The organism is Agathobaculum sp. TL06 (assembly GCF_054658635.1).
Genome location: NZ_BAAGGY010000002.1, coordinates 1 through 19,532, shown reverse-complemented (window position 1 = coordinate 19,532; position 19,532 = coordinate 1). Strand labels below are relative to the sequence as shown.

At 49.2% G+C, this 19,532-nt stretch carries 18 protein-coding genes; 14 read left to right on the top strand and 4 right to left on the bottom strand.

Features of this window, described 5'->3' with window-relative positions; all coding sequences use genetic code 11:
- Positions 1-68 precede the first annotated feature (68 nt).
- The 7 genes from ACYQ3S_RS01275 to ACYQ3S_RS01245 all read left to right on the top strand — a co-directional run bounded on the left by ACYQ3S_RS01275 (position 69) and on the right by ACYQ3S_RS01245 (position 10,973).
- Positions 69-1,691 (top strand): recombinase family protein, encoded by a 1,623-nt coding sequence (locus ACYQ3S_RS01275; protein WP_459686964.1) that lies wholly within the window; start codon positions 69-71, stop codon positions 1,689-1,691.
- Positions 1,692-3,344 (top strand): recombinase family protein, encoded by a 1,653-nt coding sequence (locus ACYQ3S_RS01270; RefSeq protein WP_459686963.1) that lies wholly within the window; start codon positions 1,692-1,694, stop codon positions 3,342-3,344.
- Complete coding sequence (locus tag ACYQ3S_RS01265) at positions 3,337-4,881, top strand: recombinase family protein (protein ID WP_459686962.1); 1,545 nt, start codon at positions 3,337-3,339, stop codon at positions 4,879-4,881. Before ACYQ3S_RS01270 ends, ACYQ3S_RS01265 begins: the two co-directional genes overlap by 8 nt.
- Positions 4,882-4,883: 2 nt before the next feature.
- Positions 4,884-5,261 (top strand): recombinase family protein, encoded by a 378-nt coding sequence (locus ACYQ3S_RS01260; protein WP_459686961.1) that lies wholly within the window; start codon positions 4,884-4,886, stop codon positions 5,259-5,261.
- Positions 5,262-5,455: 194 nt separating this feature from the next.
- Positions 5,456-6,970 carry a recombinase family protein gene (locus ACYQ3S_RS01255; protein ID WP_459686960.1) on the top strand — a complete coding sequence of 505 codons (1,515 nt, stop codon included), beginning with the start codon at positions 5,456-5,458 and terminating at the stop codon, positions 6,968-6,970.
- Between the two features lie 40 nt (positions 6,971-7,010).
- Entirely contained in the window at positions 7,011-9,005 is a 1,995-nt protein-coding gene (locus ACYQ3S_RS01250; protein ID WP_459686959.1) for an ATP-dependent nuclease, read from the top strand.
- A gap of 3 nt (positions 9,006-9,008) precedes the next feature.
- Positions 9,009-10,973 carry a UvrD-helicase domain-containing protein gene (locus ACYQ3S_RS01245; RefSeq protein WP_459686958.1) on the top strand — a complete coding sequence of 655 codons (1,965 nt, stop codon included), beginning with the start codon at positions 9,009-9,011 and terminating at the stop codon, positions 10,971-10,973.
- An 11-nt stretch (positions 10,974-10,984) separates the two neighbouring features.
- Here the strand turns inward: ACYQ3S_RS01245 and ACYQ3S_RS01240 are convergent, their stop codons facing one another.
- From ACYQ3S_RS01240 to ACYQ3S_RS01230, 3 genes are read right to left on the bottom strand one after another with little or no spacing between them, the layout of a single operon-like run.
- Positions 10,985-11,185, bottom strand: a complete 201-nt coding sequence (locus ACYQ3S_RS01240) for a tyrosine-type recombinase/integrase (protein WP_459686957.1) — start codon at positions 11,183-11,185, stop codon at positions 10,985-10,987.
- A 24-nt stretch (positions 11,186-11,209) separates the two neighbouring features.
- A complete protein-coding gene (locus ACYQ3S_RS01235) occupies positions 11,210-12,040 on the bottom strand; it encodes a tyrosine-type recombinase/integrase (protein ID WP_459686956.1) in 831 nt (276 codons plus the stop codon).
- A 54-nt stretch (positions 12,041-12,094) separates the two neighbouring features.
- The gene (locus ACYQ3S_RS01230; protein WP_459686955.1) at positions 12,095-13,093 is read right to left on the bottom strand and encodes a DUF6076 domain-containing protein; all 999 of its coding nucleotides are present in this window, start codon (positions 13,091-13,093) and stop codon (positions 12,095-12,097) included.
- Positions 13,094-13,246: 153 nt separating this feature from the next.
- Between ACYQ3S_RS01230 and ACYQ3S_RS01225 the strand changes: the two genes are divergently transcribed.
- The 3 genes from ACYQ3S_RS01225 to ACYQ3S_RS01215 all read left to right on the top strand — a co-directional run bounded on the left by ACYQ3S_RS01225 (position 13,247) and on the right by ACYQ3S_RS01215 (position 15,328).
- Positions 13,247-13,519 carry a helix-turn-helix transcriptional regulator gene (locus tag ACYQ3S_RS01225; protein WP_459686954.1) on the top strand — a complete coding sequence of 91 codons (273 nt, stop codon included), beginning with the start codon at positions 13,247-13,249 and terminating at the stop codon, positions 13,517-13,519.
- Between the two features lie 260 nt (positions 13,520-13,779).
- On the top strand, positions 13,780-14,340 hold the full coding sequence (locus ACYQ3S_RS01220; protein WP_459686953.1) for a DUF6100 family protein: 561 nt from the start codon (positions 13,780-13,782) through the stop codon (positions 14,338-14,340).
- Entirely contained in the window at positions 14,327-15,328 is a 1,002-nt protein-coding gene (locus ACYQ3S_RS01215) for a hypothetical protein (RefSeq protein WP_459686952.1), read from the top strand. Before ACYQ3S_RS01220 ends, ACYQ3S_RS01215 begins: the two co-directional genes overlap by 14 nt.
- 37 nt (positions 15,329-15,365) lie before the next feature.
- Here the strand turns inward: ACYQ3S_RS01215 and ACYQ3S_RS01210 are convergent, their stop codons facing one another.
- The gene (locus tag ACYQ3S_RS01210; protein WP_300186478.1) at positions 15,366-15,572 is read right to left on the bottom strand and encodes a helix-turn-helix domain-containing protein; all 207 of its coding nucleotides are present in this window, start codon (positions 15,570-15,572) and stop codon (positions 15,366-15,368) included.
- A gap of 91 nt (positions 15,573-15,663) precedes the next feature.
- Between ACYQ3S_RS01210 and ACYQ3S_RS01205 the strand changes: the two genes are divergently transcribed.
- From ACYQ3S_RS01205 to ACYQ3S_RS01190, 4 genes are all read left to right on the top strand, one after another.
- Entirely contained in the window at positions 15,664-15,831 is a 168-nt protein-coding gene (locus tag ACYQ3S_RS01205) for a hypothetical protein (protein ID WP_459686951.1), read from the top strand.
- A gap of 289 nt (positions 15,832-16,120) precedes the next feature.
- On the top strand, positions 16,121-17,938 hold the full coding sequence (locus ACYQ3S_RS01200) for a class I SAM-dependent DNA methyltransferase (protein ID WP_459686950.1): 1,818 nt from the start codon (positions 16,121-16,123) through the stop codon (positions 17,936-17,938).
- Positions 17,935-19,080, top strand: a complete 1,146-nt coding sequence (locus ACYQ3S_RS01195) for a restriction endonuclease subunit S (protein WP_459686949.1) — start codon at positions 17,935-17,937, stop codon at positions 19,078-19,080. Before ACYQ3S_RS01200 ends, ACYQ3S_RS01195 begins: the two co-directional genes overlap by 4 nt.
- A gap of 3 nt (positions 19,081-19,083) precedes the next feature.
- On the top strand, positions 19,084-19,532 hold a 449-nt coding region (locus tag ACYQ3S_RS01190; RefSeq protein ID WP_459686948.1), incomplete at its 3' end, for an AbiJ-NTD4 domain-containing protein.

The window sequence follows — 19,532 nt, the reverse complement described above, 5'->3', positions numbered from 1 at the left end:
ATAGGCAAGTCTGAATCACTCTTTGATTTATGGGGTAAGTCCGTAAATTTGAAGGAGTGAATTTTTTTATGCCAAAATACCAAGCGACAGAATATTTGCGGCTTTCCTACACGGAAAACCACGAGAATGAGAGCGACAGCATTGCCAACCAGAAAAAGCTCATCGAGGACTATCTGAAAGGCCATCCGGACATCGAGCTGGTATCCGAGAAGGTGGACGATGGGTACAGCGGCATCCTGTTTGACCGTCCTGCGTTCCAGGAGATGATGCAGGACATCACGGATGGTAAGGTCAACTGCGTCATCGTCAAGGATCTGTCCCGCCTGGGGCGTGAGTACATCGAGACCGGGCGCTACCTGCGCCGGATCTTCCCGGCCTACGGCGTCCGGTTCATCGCCATCAACGACAATATCGACACGGCCCATGAACACGCCGGGGATGACTTGAATATCTCCATGAAGAATCTGATCAACGACGCCTACTGCCACGATATTTCCGTCAAGACCCGCAGCGCGTTGGAGGTCAAGCGGAAGAAGGGCGACTATGTGGGTGCCTGCCCGGTCTACGGCTACCGGAAGTCGGAGGAAAACCGGAATCAGCTTGTGGTGGACGAATATGCCGCCCGGGTGGTGCGCGACATCTTCCGGGCCAAGATTGACGGGCGGAGCGCCAAGCGGATCGCGGATGAGCTGAACGCCCTGGGCGTCCTCTCGCCCCTTGCCTATAAAATCAGCCGGGGGCTGCCCCACCCCAAGGGCGGCTTCGCAGACCGGCCGGACGCGAAATGGTCCGCGACTACGGTGATCCGAATTTTGCAGGATGAAATCTATACCGGGACGCTGGTGCAGGGCCGCCAGGGGACGTACAACCATAAACTCAGGAATGTGATACAAAAGCCTGACGAGGAATGGATTCGCGTGAAGGATGCCCATGAGGCCATCATCCGCAAAAGGGATTTTGACCTGGTGCAGCACATCATGGGACTGGATACGCGCACGGCCCCAGAGGGCGAGAAGGTCTACCTGTTCTCCGGCCTGCTGGTGTGCGGCTGCTGTGGGGCGCGCATGACCCGGAAAACCAACACCGTAGGCGGAAAGAAATACATCTATTACCACTGTCCCACTGGCAAGAAGCACGGCTGCACCCATCCAGTGATGCTGCGGGAGGATGATTTGACACAATGCGTCCTGGCCAGTGTGCAAGCCCACATCAAGAATGTTGTGTCGGTAGACGAGCTGCTGAACAGCATCAGCGAGGAGACCATCAACCGGGAGCTGGTGGCGGGCTGCAAGGCGCAGATTGCAGAAAACCGCGCCCAGTTGGAGCAGATTGGCGTGTTCAAGGCCGGCCTTTATGAGAACTTTGTCAAGGGGATGCTGGACAAGGCAGAATATAAGTCCCTGCGGGACGGCTACACCGAGCGCATGGAGGAGCTTCGCTCCGCCATCGACCAGCTTCGCCAGGAGATGGAGCGTGTCACAGACCGGACCAGTGAGCGGCAGAAATGGGCGCAGCAGTTCCGCGAGTTTTCCAATATGACCGAGCTGGATCGCCGCGCCGTGGTCACGCTCATCCAGTCCATCCGCATCATCAGCAAAACCGAGCTGAAAATCACCTTCCGCTACCAGATGGAGTATGATGCCGCCCTGCAAAAGCTCTCTCAGGCGCGGTTGGAACAGGAGGTGGTCTAAATGGCACGGAAAAGCAGAAAGGGTGCGGCGGCAGAGCCGGCGCCGCGCGGCATGAAGCTCTGGCGGGCCGCCCTCTATATCCGCCTGTCTGTGGAGTTTAACAGCAGGCGCGGGGATTCTCTGGAGACACAGCGGGAGATTATGGAGGCCCATCTGGCGCTCTATCCCGATATTGAGATCGCGGGCATCTATACCGACAACGGTATCACCGGCCGCACCTTTGAGCGGGAGGCGTTTCAACGGATGCTGGCGGATATTGAAGCCGGCAAAATCAACTGCGTTGTGGTCAAGGACCTATCCCGGCTGGGCCGGAACACCATCGACACCGGCTATTACATCGAGAAATACTTCCCGATTCATCAGGTGCGGTTCATGGCCGTCAACGACCAGTATGACAGCGAAGCGGCGGACAACAGCGGTAGCCATATCACGGTCCCGCTGAAAAATATGATCAACGAGGCATACGCCGCCGACATCAGCAAGAAGGTCCGCTCCCAGGCCCACCAGAGCATGAAGGCTGGGGAGTTCATCGGCGCGAGGCCGCCCTACGGCTACCGGAAGGACCCGGAGAACTGCCACAAGCTGCTGCCTGACGAAAACGCCGCCCCTGTGGTGCGCCAAATCTTCACCTGGGCGGCAGATGGTGTCCCCCTGAACCAGATGGTAAAGCGGCTGAATGAGGCTGGAATCCTTACCCCCAGCCGCTATAAGGCCAGCTGCGGCTTAATCAAGCATGAGAACCTGATGGGGAGCGGCGTGTGGCAGACAATGACTGTCACCAAGATCCTATCCGATGAGGTCTACACCGGCGATATGGTGCAGGGCAAGACCACTGCCATCGGGCATAAGCAAGTCCCCACCCCGCCGGAGGATTGGATTGTCGTGCGCGGCACCCATGAGCCGCTGGTCAGCCGGGAACTGTTTGAACGGGCGCGGGCCGCCCGTAAACAGGCTGCCAGAAAATACACACGGACAACGAAAACGCTCTATTCAGAAAATATCCTGCGTGGGCGTATCTTTTGTGGGTGCTGTGGGAAGCCCCTGCACCGGCAGCGGAGCAAAAATAAGAACCGGGGCGATGACTACTTTTACCGCTGTATCTCCAATGACCGCATCCAAAGGGACGCCTGCCAGCGCCCTGTCAGCGTCCGGGAGGACCGCTTGTTTCAGGCCATCCTGACGATCATCCGCAAGGAGGCGGAGGTCGTGATGGGGAACAGCCTGCGGCTGAAACAGCACAGCAGACATCTGGAGCAGGATAAGGCCGTGACAGACCGGGAGATCGCCAAGCTGCGCCAGTCCGCCGCAGACAGCCGGAAGTATCTGACCGGCCTGTATGAAAACCTTGTTTCCGGCATCCTTACCGCAGAGGAATACCAAACCTTGAAAGCGAACTATGAGGGGACTATCGACGCGGTGGTACAGCGTGTCCGGGAGCTGCAACGCCAGCAGACGGAGCGCACCGCGCAGGCGGCAGCGTACATCAGCATGGCGGACCGTCTGGACGGTATCAGCAAGGACAGCAAGCTGTCCGCCCTGCTGGTAGAACAGCTCATTGAGCGCATCACCGTGAATGGGCCGGAGGACATTGCGGTCCAGTTCCGGTTTGAAAGCGGCTTTGAGCGTGTAGCGGAGGTTCTGGAAGATGAGTAAAGCGATGGCGTATGTGATTGCCCTCTATATCCGGCTGTCCCTGGAGGACAGCCGGGTGGAGAGTATGAGCATCGAGAACCAGAAGCGCGCCCTGCACAGCTTTGTGGATCAGATGGAGAATGTCCGAAATGTAGAGGTGCTGGAGTTTATCGACAACGGCTACTCCGGTACGAATTTTGAACGGCCCGCCGTCCAGAAACTGCTGGGACAGGTGCAGGCCGGCGAGGTCAACTGCATCATCGTCAAGGATTTCACCCGTTTTGGCCGCAACGCCATCGAGGTCGGCTACTTCATGGAGCGTGTGTTCCCGCTATATGGAATCCGCTTTATCTCTATCAACGACGATTTTGACAGCGGCCGGCTTCACGGCGATACCGGCGGCCTGGACGTGGCGTTTAAGTATCTTGTGGCTGAGTTTTATAGCCGGGATCTGTCCGTAAAATCCAAGTCAGCCAAGTATGTGAAAATGAAGCGGGGCGAATATCAGAGTAAAATCTGTCCCTACGGCTACCGCAAAGGCCCGGATGGACGGATGGAACCGGACGAGGAAACTGCCCCCGTTGTCCAGATGATCTATGAGCTGGCAAAGGCCGGGCACAGCACCACGCAGATTGCAAGGAAACTGCTGGAGAAAGGCATCCAGACCCCCGGTGAGCGCAAGGCGGCTATGGGGATCGTTAAACACGACGTTTCTCGGAGCGGTGGCCTTTGGCAGACCTCCACCCTCCGCAACATCCTGACCGACGAGCGGTATACCGGGACCTACATCATGGGGAAACGCACCGTGCGGGAGGTGGGCAGCTATCTGGTCAGGACCAAGGATGAGAGCGAGTGGTTCAAGATACCGGAACATCATCCACCAATCATCACCAAAGAGCTGTTTCAGCAGGTGCAGGAACGGTTCCCGCGCACCGCCTGCGTCAAGAAGCAGGCCCACCGCTACCCCCTTCGGGGCAAGGTGTTTTGCGGTGTCTGCTCCCATGCGATGAGCAAATCGTCCACTAAAAACAGCGTTTTCTACTGCCGACATTCCCAGGTAGATAAAAATTCCCCCTGCCACGGCCTGCGTATTTCAGAAGCAGAGCTGGAGGGGGTGCTGTATGAGATTATGAATAAGCAGGCCCAAATCATCTTGAACCTGAATGACCTCTCTGACGCGGAGCCAATGGATGTGCATCTGGCGAAGCAGGGCGACTATCTGAAGCAGATTGACGGCTGCCAGAATCAGAAGCGTATCCTATATGAACAGATGCTGCTGGGGGAAATCGGCGCAGAGGAATACAAAGCAGAAAAAGCCAGGGTAGATAAGGAATTAGGCCGGCTGAACCGTATCTATGCTGCCCTGTGTCAGCGGACGGAACAGATGCGGATGGGGGATGAATCAAGGGCTGCCCGAAAGCGGCTGGCGCAGGAAGTCACCGGGGCTGGCGGCCTGACCGCCGCGCTGGTGGACGCCCTGATAGAGCGGGTAGAGGTGTACCCCGAAAATCAGGTGCGGATCATCTGGAAGCTAAAAGATTTTTGCATGGAGGCATGACAATGAGCGGAAACAGAACATGGATTTATTGCCGCATCGCCCATGGCAGTGTATTGGGGCCGGACGCCATCGAGATACAGAGGCGGCGGCTGGAGTGGTATGCGGCCCAGCATGGTTTGACGGTTGTAGGCAGTTCCGAGGACTGCCAGCCGGGGACAACGATGGACCGGCCTGGAGTGCAGAAAATGAACCGCGCTGTTGAGCAGCATACGGTTGACGTGGTGCTCGTGTTCAGCCTGGACCGGCTGTGCCGGAAGATTGGGGATGCCATCCGATATTGGCATTATCTCAGCAAGCATGGCGTCCGCCTCTGCTCAGTAAGCGACGGTGAGATTGACCTGAGCATGGACGCAGATATTATGACGGCCCTGAGCATTTAACTGTGTACGCGATTTTGCATCTAAAACCACATTATTTTCTGAAAAAGTTTTTGTCGTGGTCTTGACATACTGGTGTCTAAGCTCGTGGAATCGGAAAATGGCTCATTTTCATGGAAGCGGAAAATAGAACATGGTATAATCCCCTCAAGGGCTATGGTTTTCGCCATAGTCCTTTTTGTCTAGGAGGGACGATTATGGCACGAAAGAGTAGAAAGAACCCCAATATGAACTGGAGTATCAAACAAAGTCGAGATACTGTGGGTTATATCCGTTTATCCGTTCGAAATATGGACACTTCTGAGTCCATAGACAATCAACGCGTTATCATAGAAGAATGGGGGTGTCAGCATCAAACACCTATTATGCACTACTATATCGACAATGGTTTCAGCGGCAGTCGTTTTGACCGCCCAGCATTCCAGCAGATGATTCAGGATGTCCTTGCCAATCAAATTGAATGTATTGTTGTAAAAGATCTCTCCCGGTTAGGACGAGACCACATCGCAGTTGGTTACTATCTAGAGATGTTCTTTCCCCAAAAGCAAGTCCGTTTTGTCTCCATCAATGACCAGTTTGACACCGTTGACGGCATAAGTAATCAGAGTGAAAACACACTAATCCAATCAAGTATTCGCATTCCTCTCATTAACTTATTTAATGAGAAGGTGTCTATCGAAACAAAAATGAAAGTTGAGGTTATCTTAGACATGAAAGCACAATGCGGTGAATTCATCGGGCCGAGGGCTCCGTTTGGTTACAAAAAATCCACTGAGAATCCCGGACAACTTGTTCCTGATCCGGCGGCGGCAGCTATCGTTCAGAAGATTTTTGAAATGGCCGCAGGTGGTAACGGCGTAACCAGTATCGTCCGGTATTTAAATGAACGGGGTCTTCCGACACCAATCCAATATGCCAGAGCCCAAGGCTTGGCCGGAAAGTTTGACGATGGCAATGGCAGTTGGAACAGCAGGTCGGTAAAGTATATTCTCACCAACCGCACCTACACCGGTATGCTGGTACAGGGAAAAGAAAAAAGGGCTGTGGAATCTACTCATGAGCCGCTGGTTGATTCCGCTACGTTCGACGCGATTCAGAAGGGATTTCAAGCCAGAGCCTTCAATGTAGTTCCGCAGGGTCAATCCCCAGATAATATTTTGAAAGGCAAGGTTATATGCGGGTGCTGCGGCAGGAAAATGCAACGTAAGCGTGGTACTGGCCATGCCGATTGGCACTTTTTCACCTGCATCACCAAAAACCGTTTAGGGGCCAATAAATGTACTGGGATGTATGCCCGAGAAGAAGACATATTTAATGCGATCTATCGCCAGTTGAAAGACTATGTGAATGAACAGTATATTACAAATTCAACATATAATCAGCGGAGACAAGTCCTTACGAGTCAAATTGCTGATCTTGCGCAACGCAAGACAACAGCTTGGATTAATGCAATGGAACACTATGAACAGTATGTACGGGAAGAAATCAGCAAGGAAGAGTTTCGTGCGGTGCAGGACATTGCGAATCGGGCGAAAGAGGCTCTTGTTCAGGCCACAGAACGCAAAGCCGCCTATGAAAAGCAATACGTCACCTTCCGCAAGCTCTTGTCTGCTAGAAATCGAGATATTCCACTTAGCGAGATTGTTGATTGCATTGACAAGGTTGTGGTAGACGGGGGCGGGAAAATTGTGATAAAATGGAATATAAATTAAACCATAAGTGATCTTTTCTAGGCCAGGAAGGAGCCCTCTAATGTTTTTATCAGAATTGCAGGTGAAAGGATTTCGCTTATTCAAAGATCCAGCGATAGTTAAATTACATCGTGGGTTAAACCTGCTTGTTGGAGAAAATGGATGTGGAAAGAGTAGCATAGTTGACGCTATTCGGATTTTGCTAAATGAATCTGAGTTTTTTCACAGAGGGCTCCGTGAAGAAGATTTCTATCAAGCGTCTAGTGGAGGCGCTTTGCCAACATTGCCAATCTCTGTATCGGGTATCTTTTCTGATTTGGACGATACGCAGCGGGTTGAGTATCTAACATGGTTAACACCTCAATTTGATGCCAAATTAAATGTGGAATATCAATATAACGTGGATTCAAGAAGACTACTTAAGCCTAAAAGGTGGGGAGGTAATTCTTGCAACAGCATATTTGATTGGGAGCCATTAGAGGACATTCAATGTATATATCTTCCAGCCCTTCGAGATGCTGAACGTAGTTTAAGGTCTGGCCGAGGTTCTAGATTGTCAAGATTTATTATCAATTTGTCTGCGGACGAATTAGCCCAGCGGCGAAAAGATCACAAAAAAATGCCATTGGAAGATGAGGTATACCAATTTAATCGAACTGCAGCGGAACAGGAAGACATTAAAAAAGCAAACGAGTTGATAAATTCCAGCCTGAAAAATGCTGTTGGAACGATATTTGGGCAAAGTACACGGATTCAATTTAATGAACCTTCTTACGAACGAATTGTTGAAGCTCTCCAGATTATGTTTTCTAAAAGCGTTGGATGCACTGAACTTGAAAGCTTTAAAAACTTGTCCGAAAACAGCTTGGGATATAATAATCTCATCTATATTGCAACCATCTTGGCAGAGTTTGAAGGACTAAAAGATCAGTATACAACACCAAGAATCCTACTTGTTGAAGAATTAGAGGCTCATCTACATCCACAACTGCAAATCAAACTTCTGAAGTATCTGAGCCAGCAAGCCCTTGATTATGGCATTCAAGTCATTATCACGACACATTCAGCTACGCTGGCAGCAGTCGTTCCAATTGATCAAATAATTTCTGTCCATCGTACCACAGGTGGTGCTCTTATCATTCCAATCAAGGATTGTGGGATTGAGAATCCTGCGAAGGCATTTTTGAACAGATGGATTGATGCTACAAAATCCACCTTGCTTTTCTCTAAAGGGAATATTTTCGTTGAGGGTATTGCTGAAGCAATATTAATTCCTAAGTTAGCTGAGGTCTATTTGAAACAGTATGCTACTACTCATGACATAGAAATCTCATCTCTTGAGGATGCAGGTATATCTGTTATAAATATGAACGGAATCTATTTTCAGTATTTTACTCAGCTTTATAATGGATATACAATATGTATTCCTGAAAGGCAAGAAGGGGAACTCAAAAAAGATTATGAAAATCGTATAAAGGAGTTCAGACAAAAACCGCGCTTTAATGATAATGAATATACCAAAACTTTGGCGCTTCCTATCCGTTGTGCGGTACTTACAGATAATGACCCACCGTGTCTTGTTGAGACACATACCGATGCAGAAACTGGAAAAAGATCCGTGTTTAGATGGGAGCAAAAGCCTACGAAGCAGGAACCAATCGAGGGAAGTAATCCCCAGCTATATCTTCTTGCCCAACTAGCGAATATGACAGATAATTGCCGAATTTTCTCTAATCTAAAAACATTTGAGTATGACTTGGCTATCGAAAGCCATTATAACGCAAGGCTGATGTTGGAAATACTTGTTGAGTGGATTTCAACAGATGGTGCTATCAAAGCGACCCTCGTTCATTACTTAGATGAATTGGGGAAGGAACAAGACGGTGAACCATTTGAAGTTGATGATGCGCAAATGGCGTTAGACATTTTACATCAGGCCGATAAACTAGGAAAAGGCCTTTTTGCACAACTATTATGTGAGAGAATAGACAGTGCTTTTATTGTGCCGCTTTACATTGCTCAGTCAATTCGGTTTATATTGGGCCTGGAGGATTAACAAATGGAACATACATCTCTCTTAGAAGTGTTATGTGGGTGTCACTCAACTCCCACTGAAATAGGAGTGTGTAAAGGAAAGTTAGCCTTCAGATGTGTGAAGTGCGGGTTTTGCTGTATTGAGCATTTGAGCGAACAGCAAATCGCTTATATTTTAGAGGATGCTGTATCTGATATATATCTTAATGCGTGTCCTGGAAGTGGAAAAACTGAGGTAGTGGGTGTAAAGGCTGCATATGAGATAAACAAATGGAGTAATCAGCATACAGGTATCGCAATATTGAGCTTTACGAACTCAGCAGAAAATGAGTTGCGATTTCGTGTAAATTCATACCTTGGACACCAGGTGGAATACCCACATTTTCTAGGTACATTTTCTAGTTGGCTGCATGGGTATATCGCCAATCCATTTCTGGAACTGATAACTAGTTATCAAAACGAATTAAATTCAGACAATAGTATTCGAGTAATTGATACGGATTGCACCAGTGATTTTTTACACGCATTTCAAACAAAATATCAATATAAAGAATTAGGCTACATTAAGGCTAACGAATTCTATATTACAGAAAAGTCAGAAACATCTGTGATTTATGTAGGATCATCTCCAAACGGACAAGCTATTTTGGATGAGTGCCTGCATACTGATACCTGGAGGTTTCCTGAATTAATAGGGCTAAAGAAAAGATTTTGGAAATCGGGTTTTGCGACTTACGAGGATATTGAATATTTAACTTATAAGTTGTTGCAAAACAATTCAGCTATTACCGTTTGCCTTGCGCAACGTTTCCCGTTAATAATTGTTGATGAATGTCAGGATTTAGCGTTTTCTCAGCTTCAGATTCTATATGAATTCCATAAGCATGGAACAAAACTACATTTTATAGGAGATCTGGATCAGTCAATTTACAAATTTCGCAATATTAACCCCATTGAAACGAAATCTTTTATTGAGCAGCTTGGTATGAAAGAATTACAATTAGCTGAGAATTATCGTAGCTGTCAGGCCATAGTTGATGCTAGTTTGGCTGTTCTGAAGAAACCTACAAATTCTGTTATTGGGAAATTAGAAAAAAAGCTGGAAGCCCCTTTGATTGCTTTGCTCTATCAACAAGGCCAAGAACAGCAAGTGCTAAAAAAGTTTGAGGCGCTTGTGAATACAAACCAATTATCGTTAGAAAATAGTAGGATTATTGTGAGGAATAATGCCTTACGTGAGAAGCTATTCGGAAGGAAGGCTCACACTAAACAGACGATAAATACAATAGAAGAATATGCTCGCTTTTTATATCATCACTGCACAGATAAATCAGTTAATGGTTTTCAATCATCAATACGAATCTTAGCCAGAGCAGTACAAAGAACATATTTTAGTGGGAGTGTACATTCTGGTTTCGACCAATTAAGCAAACCGGATGAACTAGATGGTCAAGAATGGAGAGCCACAATTATCGGTGTCAGAAAGCAACTACTTTCAAAAGAAGTTCTTCTTGATTTCCGCAACACATGGTCACAATGGAAAGCAAACTTAAAACCGGTGCTAAACAATTTGACTACAGAAGCAACAGATATTTCATTCTTATATGGTCGAGCGGTGGACTTGGGAAAAATTCGTACAAGGACGGCTAAAGAAACTGTATTAGATACATTAGAAAACACTCCCAATATATCAATTCCATGCGATATAGAAACCATCCACAGCTGCAAAGGGATGAGTTTAGATTCCGTTTTATTTATGTCAGCATACAGACGGAACCATGATCAGGACAGCGGTTCACACTGGTGGGAATGGTTTGCTTCTGATAACAATCATATCAATGAAGGAAATCGTTTAGCATATGTTGCTTTCTCTCGTGCCCGCCGTCTCATCGTCCTAGGCATCCCTAATCCGCCGTCTTCTCCCCTAAATGAAGCAGAGTTGCAATTGCTTGCCCAAGCTGGCTTTAGAATTGAGAATATTATAGAATAGCTTTGTGTTTTCTAAAAAGTAGAAAAACTTTTTGTCGTGGGCTTGACATACTGGTGTCGTAAATCGTGGAAGCGAAGATTAGGAAGATCAAGCTGGTTTGCGATCTGCTTGAAGTTTTTGTACACTGTGCGCCGACTGAGCGGTCGGCCGAGTTCGTCGGTAAATACCAGTTCTTCGTCGTTGTGCCAAGCAGCACCGGCGCGCAGGCGCATTTCGTTCTGCGCTTTTCGCTGTGCCTACAATACCCGCATAACGGTAGGAGCAGGCGTGATAGTGCGCGACTTTCCGTTTTTGAGCGAAGTGAAGTAATACCCGAAGTCGCCCTTGGCCTGCCGCTGCTGCAGCTGGAGGTACAGAAAAATCGTGCCGCGCCGGAAGTCCACGCAGTCCCAAGTCAGTCCGAGGATCTCGCCCTGACGCATGCCGGTGAACAGGTCGACCAGATAGAGCGACGCAAAGCGATGTCCTTCAATCGCGCGTAGAAATGCGCTGACCTCCTCGTCCTCCAGCGGACGAATCGACTTTCGTTCACCGCGTGGACGGATACAGGCATCGGTGGGGTTGCTGCGGATCAGGCCAACGTTGACTGCCTGTTTGAGCGCGCGGTGAAATACACCGTGAATGTTGATTGCGGTTTTGGGGCATAATCCCTTGCCACCCTCCGCCTTGCTGCGCACCAGATTGTTAAGAAACGCCTGTACCATGACAGTGTTCAGTTCGGCCAAACGGACATAGCCGAAAGCTGGCTTCAAGTGGTTCTTGATGGTTACCTGATAGGAATATTTAGTATACGGCTTGACGTTCTCAGTGTACTCGTTCAGCCAGATATCCAGCCATTTGCCCACGCGGCATTTGGACGGCTCCAGATAACTGCCCTCGTCGATTTCAGATGTGATTTTGCGTAAACGCTCCCGCACCTCCTTTTGTGTTTTGCCATAGATGGATTTTTGGATTTGCTTTCCGGTACTCGGGTCGATACCTGCTGTGTAGCGGCCTTCCCAGCGCCCGTCAGGACGCTGGCGGATATTGCCGCCGCCAGAGGCACCGCGGGAATCCCGCGTACGCATTGTTACACGCTCCTCTCCTTGTGTTTGAAAACAGAAAACAGGTTACTGTTTCCTTCATTGTTTCAGCCACTCTTCAAAGTGTTCCAGCGAGATTTCGCCAGTCTGACAGGCATCACGGTGCTTTTTTGCCTCTTCCGTCCATGCATTGAATTCCTCTCGCGTCATCGTGCCGTAACGGATGCGGGCGTTGTGGGTCTTGTAGGCGCGGCTATAGGCGCGGGTGATCGGGTTGCCAAGCAGCTTTTTCTGATAGACACGCGATGCGCCGACCTCCCGACAGGTTTTGCCTTTTTCGTATTCACGGGAGCAGTATTCTGTCCGGTCGCCGTCTGTTGCTGCAAACAGTTTGCCGCACAGCCGGCATTCCTTGAAACGTACCGCACGGCGCAGATAGGTGGATTTGAGAAAAACGTATAGTTCCTGCACAGAACGGGGATAACAGACTTCTGCCAGTATCATCTCTTGCTGTGTGTTGTAAAGGTATTCCGGATCCGTATTTTCGGCCGGCGAAATCCAGCCGTTGTAGGCTGCACGCGTGCGGGCAGGAAGTAATTCCGCGCGGATGGAAGGCAACCGCATGGGTGTATGCCCCCAGATCTCCCAATACCGGCGGCAGATATCCACTGTTTCCGGGTTCAGACAATCGAACAGCAGCGTGTGCGCATCTGTCCTGACCTTGTCCAGCTCCTTGCGGAAATCGGTGACAATCGCAGGGTCGATATCGTAGAAGCTTTTGAGCAGCAGCGGCGCAAGCTGTATAACCAGCAGATAGAGGAACGGATTATTCACATGCTGAAAACGGAACAGTATTTCATTCCATTCCACCATATTTTCCTCTCCGACCTGCGCTCGCTTTTTCAGATATTCATAGGCTTCCTGTAAAAGAGGTTCATCAGTTTCTTTCCAGCTCTCCAGCAGTTGGATGATGCTTTCTCCATAAGAAAAGGTGTGCCGGTGCAGCATGTATTCTGCATTGTCGTAAAATTCAAAAACCTCCTGCTTTGCCGTAACAAATACGCGAAGATGGCACTCGGACGGAATGATCAGGTGCATAGGAAATCCTCCACCTCCATATAGAAATATTTATTTATAAAATAATTATACGCCTATTAAAAATGGATTTCAAGATGCTATTATGTTCTAATAGAATTATAGTTCTATAATAGACGGAACAATCTGATTTGTGAACTGGGAGGAGGGATGAAGATGAAACGGATCGCATATGAGGACTACCCCGATGTGCTGAATGCCGAACAGATCGCGATGCTGCTCGGCATTTCACGGTCGGGTGCGTACCAGCTTTTGAACCGCGCCGACTTTCCGACATTACATATCGGAAAACGAAAATTGGCGCCTAAAGACAAAGTTCTTGCATGGATCGATCGGCAGACAGGAGAGCAGGCTAAGTTGGAAACGCGAAAAAAACAGAACTTTTTTTCCGTAAAACCATGTGGTAAATCGCAAAACAGTGAGCGGTAATTTCACCCAAAAGCACACCTTTTCTTCCCAAAATCGAAAGTGCCGAAAAGGTTCGTTTTTGAGAAAAGCAACATTGGGCGGTAATTGCAAAAAGGCGTTGAAATACAATGAAACGACTGCCAAACACGAATTATAATCCCGAAAATTACACCGTTCTACCACGCTGCAATTCCTCATTACCCGGTTGTTTGCCGCATGGGTATGGGCGGTAATGATTTTCGCGTTTTCGAACCCAAAGAAGCAGAGCGGAGGAGATATCAATGCTCGATCGAACAGGGGCGGCATTCTGCGCCGCCCGCGAGGCATATGCAGAGACCCGCGAAAAATATTTCCTGTGCAGCAGGAAATATTTTTCGCGGGCGGATGTGAGAACAGCTATGACCGCCGATCGACCAGAGCAGGCGGGTGGCGATTTGCCGGACGGCTACGAACTGACCGTACAGAAAGATGGCTCGGTGACGATCCGGCTGCCGCTGCGCCTGTCCAAACGAAGCAGCAGCACCGAGTTCGTGTGCGAGCCGCTGAATCGGCTGCTGGATCGCCGGGCATCCGCCCTGCCGCGGTTCCGGGCGTGTACGGTTGTGTTTTACCATTGCTATGCCGCCTCGCATCAGCTCGCCGATGTGCGGGATCATGATAATCTGGAAACGCGCGCGGTTCTGAACGTCATTGAGCGGTATCTGCTGACCAGCGACAGCGGCATCTACTGTTCCAACGTCCAGACGAGCTGCTGGGGTGACAGAGATCAAACCGTGATTTGTATCCGGCCTGGAAAAATACCGGTTTTAGACCTGGGAGCGGGATACGATGCGGATATGTAGGAACAGCGCCGCATGGCTGCTGCTGCAAGTCAGTGTGGTCTGCGGGCAGCTGCCGTATCATGCGCTCAAATTGCTGGGCAGCAACTATGCGCGCACACAGGATGCGTTTCAGAAGCTGTGCCGCGCGGGGTATCTGGAAGTTGCCAAGGCGCCAGGACACAAAAGCTTTTTCGTCACAGACGCCGGATTTGAAGCCTATTGCCGCGTGCGGCAAAAAGACCGGAGAAAGTCGAACGCGTTCTTCTGGGACAAGCCGACGGGTACGCACAGCATCGAAAAGGCGGTGCGGCTCAGCCGCATCAACGAGGCGTGGCTGTTCTTCGTCCTGCTTTGCGGGCGCAAGTACCAGACGTCCTTGCAGATCAAGCGCGAACAGGAGCGGAAAGCTGTCCGCAGTACCGACAGCCTGAAATATTCTCGGTTTGTCGGCTGCATCTATGACGAGCAGCGGTTCATTCATCCGGTGTACCACTTCGGAAACGGCAACCAGCGGCTCAATCCCAACGGCGAGAAAAACGCCGCCGTGCGGCTGGCCGGAGCGATGATGTCGTTTGAAAAAGTGATCCTCGTCGAAACGCCAGAAGCGATCGCGGACATTCTGGAATACTCGCTCTGGGCGCTCAAGAAAGACCCCCGCGCGCTCCGGCACATGAGGCTGAACTTCCATATCACATGGGAGGACAACGCAATCCTGCTGCCGCTGGGTGGGTCGGCACAAGCCTTCGTGCAGCGCTTTGACCGGAAGGGCTGGCGCGTCACCATTGCGCAGATGGAAGAGCAGGAGAAGGCCAAGTCAGGCGTTACCATCTCCTTGCTTCAGGGGCAATGGATGGAGCTGCTGGAGTATCTGGCACGAGAGCCTGATCCGGAATATCCGGTGCGTATCATCGCATGGGATTTTCAGCAGCCGGTGCCGCGCGTGCTGCGGCAGCGGGGCACGCTGTCGAAAAAAGTATGGGTTGGGGGGTGTCGGTCAAGGGCAGAATAACAGGAAAGCGGCATAGAAAATCCATGCCGCTTTCCTGTTAAATTGGGTCTCGACGATCGCTGATCCCCAGAATGTAATCCGTAGTAGTTTTATAAAACCCAGCCAGCTTAATCAAAACCTGCGTAGGAATATCATTTTCTCCGGTCTCGTACTTAGAATATCCGGTTTGTGACATCCCCAGAAACTTGGCAACCTGGGTCTGATTCAAGTCGGCATCTTCTCGCAAGTCTCGCAATCTGTTCATGGCATTCACCTCAAGGTGAGTATGCCATAACCTGAAATAGGTTATTTGCTTTTAACCTGTTTTAGGTTATTGTGTGTTTTGAGGTGATAGTATGCCGGATTATAAACAAATGTATCTGACGCTGTTTCGCGCAACCGAGCAGGCAATCAACACGCTGATCGAAGCGCAGCGGGCGTGCGAGGAGCTGTATATCAGCGAGCCGGAGACGGAGCTGCAGGTGATACCACTGCCGGATCGCGCGGAGAACGAAAAAGAATAATTTTCCAACAGCATGACGTGATTAGGACTTGATTTTTATGTGTACATGGCAGAGCGCTCTTACGGGGCACTCTGCCTTTTTGTGTCGGTGGTTCTGATGGGCAGATGCAATGCTTTCTTGCTTTGAATAACAGATTTTGCTATACTTAAATTAGATTTTTGTCGCTTGAAGTGACGCAAAACATTTATTTCTATCAACAAGCTATGAAAGCAATTGATGGAGAAAAACGAACAAAACTGTCGCCGTACTGACTTCGGTGACATGATAGAATACATCCCGGAGGAAAATCATGATTAACATTCGCAAACTGGAAGCTGAATTGTGGGAATCTGCCGACTTGCTGCGTGCAGGCTCTAAGTTGACCTCAAACCAATATTGCATGCCTGTTTTGGGTCTGATCTTTCTGCGCTATGCCTACAGTCGCTTCAAGTTGGTGGAGGCGGAGATATTGAAAGACCGACCGGTGCGTGGCGGGCGGGTGCTGCCTGTGGAGGCCAGCGACTTTGCCTCTCGCAGCGCCCTGTTTCTCCCTCGTGAGGCCCAGTATGCCTATCTGGTGGAATTGCCGGAAAACATCCCTGCCGCAGGACTGACCAACTGGCGGGGCGAGGTCATGAACAGTCTGGGCGAAGTGGTGAACAACGCCATGGAGCTGGTCGAGCAGCAGAGCGAGCAGCTCTTCGGTGTGCTGCCCAAGGATTATACCATGTTTTCCGATGAACTGCTGGCAGAGTTGCTGCGTATCTTCAATAACAGTGCCTTGGATGATGTGGGCGGCGACATTGTGGGCCGAATTTACGAGTACTTCCTCAATAAATTTGCCAAAAACATTGCGCAGGATGACGGTGTGTTTTTTACTCCCAAGTCTCTGGTCAAGATGATCGTCAATGTGCTCGAACCGACGCAGGGCGTTCTGCTGGACCCGGCCTGCGGCAGCGGCGGTATGTTCGTGCAGACTGGTGACTTCGTGGAGCACGCCGGGATGCAGGCCAATAACACCATGACCTTTTACGGGCAGGAAAAGGTCGAGTACAACGCCCAGCTGTGCCTAATGAATCTGGCGGTACATGGGCTGACGGGTGTGGTCAAATCCGGCGATGAGGCCAACACCTTCTATCACGATGCCCACAATCTGGCGGGCTGCTGCGATTATGTGATGGCGAATCCACCTTTTAATGTGGATAAGGTGAAGTCGGAATCCGCCCAGAGTGCCGGACGGCTGCCCTTCGGCATTCCCTCTGTCAATAAAAATAAGGAATTTGGCAACGCCAATTACCTGTGGATTTCCTATTTTTACGCCTATCTGAACGAGCGCGGCAGGGCGGGCTTTGTCATGGCATCTTCCGCCACCGACAGTCAAGGCAAGGACAAGGACATCCGGGAGCAGCTGGTGCAGACCGGTCATGTGGATGTGATGGTCAGCGTGGGCAACAATTTCTTTTACACCAAGAGCCTGCCCTGCTCCCTGTGGTTCTTTGACAAGGGCAAGAAGGAAGAACTGCGGGACAAGGTGCTGTTCATCGACGCGCGGAACTATTACACCGTGGTAGACCGCACGCTGAACGAATGGAACGAGTGGCAGATTCGTAACCTGACCGCCATTGTGTGGCTGTATCGGGGAGAAGTGGACAAATACCGCGTGCTGGTGGAGGAATACGCCGAAACGCTGGGCAATCGGGATTTTCCCGCCGTGCTGGAAAAGCTGGAAGGACAGAAAGCACAGCTTACCGCCGAGGGCAAGGAAGCCGCCGCCGCGGCTTCACGGAAAGAGAAAAAAGCGGTGGAAGCCGACTATGCCCAAAGAATCGCGGCAGTGGAAGACTGCATCCTGATTGCGAAAGAGGCCGTCTGGCTGACGGAGAAATTCGGGGAGGGCACATATGCCGACATTTCCGGCTTGTGCAAGGTGGCGCCGCTGGAGGAGATCGAAGCAAAGGGCTATTCGCTCACGCCCGGCGCGTATGTTGGCGTAGCGCCCGCCGAGGACGACGGCGTGGATTTTCACGAGCGCATGACCGAGATTCACAAGGAACTGCTTTCCTTGCAGGAGGAATCCAACCGCCTGATGGAGACCATCTCGAAGAACTGGGAGGAGATGGGGCTGTGAGTTATCCGTATGCAAAACTGAAAAATATCAGTATAATCAAAACAGGAAAGTTGGATTCAAATGCGGCTGTAGTAAACGGGGAATATCCATTTTTTACATGCGATCCTAACACATTGGCTATTAACGAATGGGCTTATGACACAGAAGCGGTTTTACTTGCTGGAAATAATGCAAGCGGAAACTATACAGCAAAGTATTATAGTGGGAAATTTAACGCTTATCAAAGAACCTATATTATTGAAACTTCAGATAAAGATATTCTGGATATTCGTTTTCTAGCATCGGCACTGAATCAACAACTGCAACTTCTAAAGACTATTTCCTCTGGATCAACAACAAAATTTCTGACCATTAGAATGCTCCATGATTTGGATATTCCTCTACCTAATATTGGAATTCAACGCCGGATTGCCGATACTCTCTCCGCCTATGATGACCTTATCGAGAACAACCGAAAGCAGATCAAGCTGCTGGAAGAAGCGGCGCAGCGGCTGTACAAAGAGTGGTTTGTAGACCTGTGCTTCCCCAGCCATGAGCACACCAAAATCGTGGATGGTGTGCCGGAGGGGTGGGGAATTTATCGTTTTTCTGACAAAGTGGATATTATGAGCGGCGGAACGCCTAAAACGGATAATTCAAACTATTATAATGGAACAATTCCTTTTTATACCCCAAAAGATAGTGATGGTGCATTCTTTGCGTTTAATACTATTACCAATATTACCGAAGATGGGCTAAATAATTGCAATAGCCGCCTTTATCCTAAAAATACAGTAATTGTTACAGCCAGAGGTACTGTTGGAAAAACCACATTGCTTGGTGTTCCCATGGCCATGAATCAGTCTTGTTACGCACTAAAGTCTGATGAAATTGCTGCTCCATACTATTTGTTTTTCGCACTTAATAAAGAGATCGCTTCCCTAAAAGCGATATCCAACGGTGGGGTATTCAATACCATTATTGTAAAAACCTTTGATAGCATCCATATTGCAATTCCTTCAAATGATCTAATAGCAACATTTGAAACTTTAGTGACGCCAATTATGGAGCAGATACAAGTGAAAACAAAAGAAAACTTCACTCTATCAGAAGTCCGTGACCGCTTGCTGCCCAAGCTGATGAGCGGAGAAGTGGAGGTGTAGTAGATGCCATCTTTCTCGGAAAGATATAATCTCAATCCAAACAAACAAATACAACTTGAAGATGTTGATTTACCTTTACTGAATCGGCTATGGAATATCTTTTATGAGCGAGAATATGAGACCGAAATATTTAGCTTGGGAGGGGTAGTTGGAGCTACTGAATACCTGTTAGACTCTTTTGGGCTTATCTACGAATACCCACAGTCCTCCTTTGACAGAAACAGCAATATTGAAAAGCTTAGAAACTTTTTAATAGACGCGGAGTGGTACTTGATTTATGATTTTGTCGAGAGATATGTGAGTTCCTTTCAAAAAAATGAGGAACAGAACAAATTAGAGAAAGAAATAAATCAAGTCTTGGAAGACGAAAAGTCCGGATATCGCATGTTAGATGGGCTCATAACTCCGATAACAAATAAAAGTGAATTGGATTCTTTGAAAGAGTCTATATC

What these genes read in the sequence shown, in the direction of transcription:
- ACYQ3S_RS01220 (WP_459686953.1), top strand. Translation starts at nt 13,780, where the DNA reads ATGCTCGATCGAACAGGGGCGGCATTCTGCGCCGCCCGCGAGGCATAT.
- ACYQ3S_RS01245 (WP_459686958.1), top strand. Translation starts at nt 9,009, where the DNA reads ATGGAACATACATCTCTCTTAGAAGTGTTATGTGGGTGTCACTCAACT.
- ACYQ3S_RS01210 (WP_300186478.1), bottom strand. Translation starts at nt 15,572, where the DNA reads ATGAACAGATTGCGAGACTTGCGAGAAGATGCCGACTTGAATCAGACC.
- ACYQ3S_RS01265 (WP_459686962.1), top strand. Translation starts at nt 3,337, where the DNA reads ATGAGTAAAGCGATGGCGTATGTGATTGCCCTCTATATCCGGCTGTCC.
- ACYQ3S_RS01200 (WP_459686950.1), top strand. Translation starts at nt 16,121, where the DNA reads ATGATTAACATTCGCAAACTGGAAGCTGAATTGTGGGAATCTGCCGAC.
- ACYQ3S_RS01235 (WP_459686956.1), bottom strand. Translation starts at nt 12,040, where the DNA reads ATGCGTACGCGGGATTCCCGCGGTGCCTCTGGCGGCGGCAATATCCGC.
- ACYQ3S_RS01230 (WP_459686955.1), bottom strand. Translation starts at nt 13,093, where the DNA reads ATGCACCTGATCATTCCGTCCGAGTGCCATCTTCGCGTATTTGTTACG.
- ACYQ3S_RS01270 (WP_459686963.1), top strand. Translation starts at nt 1,692, where the DNA reads ATGGCACGGAAAAGCAGAAAGGGTGCGGCGGCAGAGCCGGCGCCGCGC.
- ACYQ3S_RS01240 (WP_459686957.1), bottom strand. Translation starts at nt 11,185, where the DNA reads ATGCGCCTGCGCGCCGGTGCTGCTTGGCACAACGACGAAGAACTGGTA.
- ACYQ3S_RS01225 (WP_459686954.1), top strand. Translation starts at nt 13,247, where the DNA reads ATGAAACGGATCGCATATGAGGACTACCCCGATGTGCTGAATGCCGAA.
- ACYQ3S_RS01260 (WP_459686961.1), top strand. Translation starts at nt 4,884, where the DNA reads ATGAGCGGAAACAGAACATGGATTTATTGCCGCATCGCCCATGGCAGT.
- ACYQ3S_RS01205 (WP_459686951.1), top strand. Translation starts at nt 15,664, where the DNA reads ATGCCGGATTATAAACAAATGTATCTGACGCTGTTTCGCGCAACCGAG.
- ACYQ3S_RS01275 (WP_459686964.1), top strand. Translation starts at nt 69, where the DNA reads ATGCCAAAATACCAAGCGACAGAATATTTGCGGCTTTCCTACACGGAA.
- ACYQ3S_RS01215 (WP_459686952.1), top strand. Translation starts at nt 14,327, where the DNA reads ATGCGGATATGTAGGAACAGCGCCGCATGGCTGCTGCTGCAAGTCAGT.
- ACYQ3S_RS01255 (WP_459686960.1), top strand. Translation starts at nt 5,456, where the DNA reads ATGGCACGAAAGAGTAGAAAGAACCCCAATATGAACTGGAGTATCAAA.
- ACYQ3S_RS01250 (WP_459686959.1), top strand. Translation starts at nt 7,011, where the DNA reads ATGTTTTTATCAGAATTGCAGGTGAAAGGATTTCGCTTATTCAAAGAT.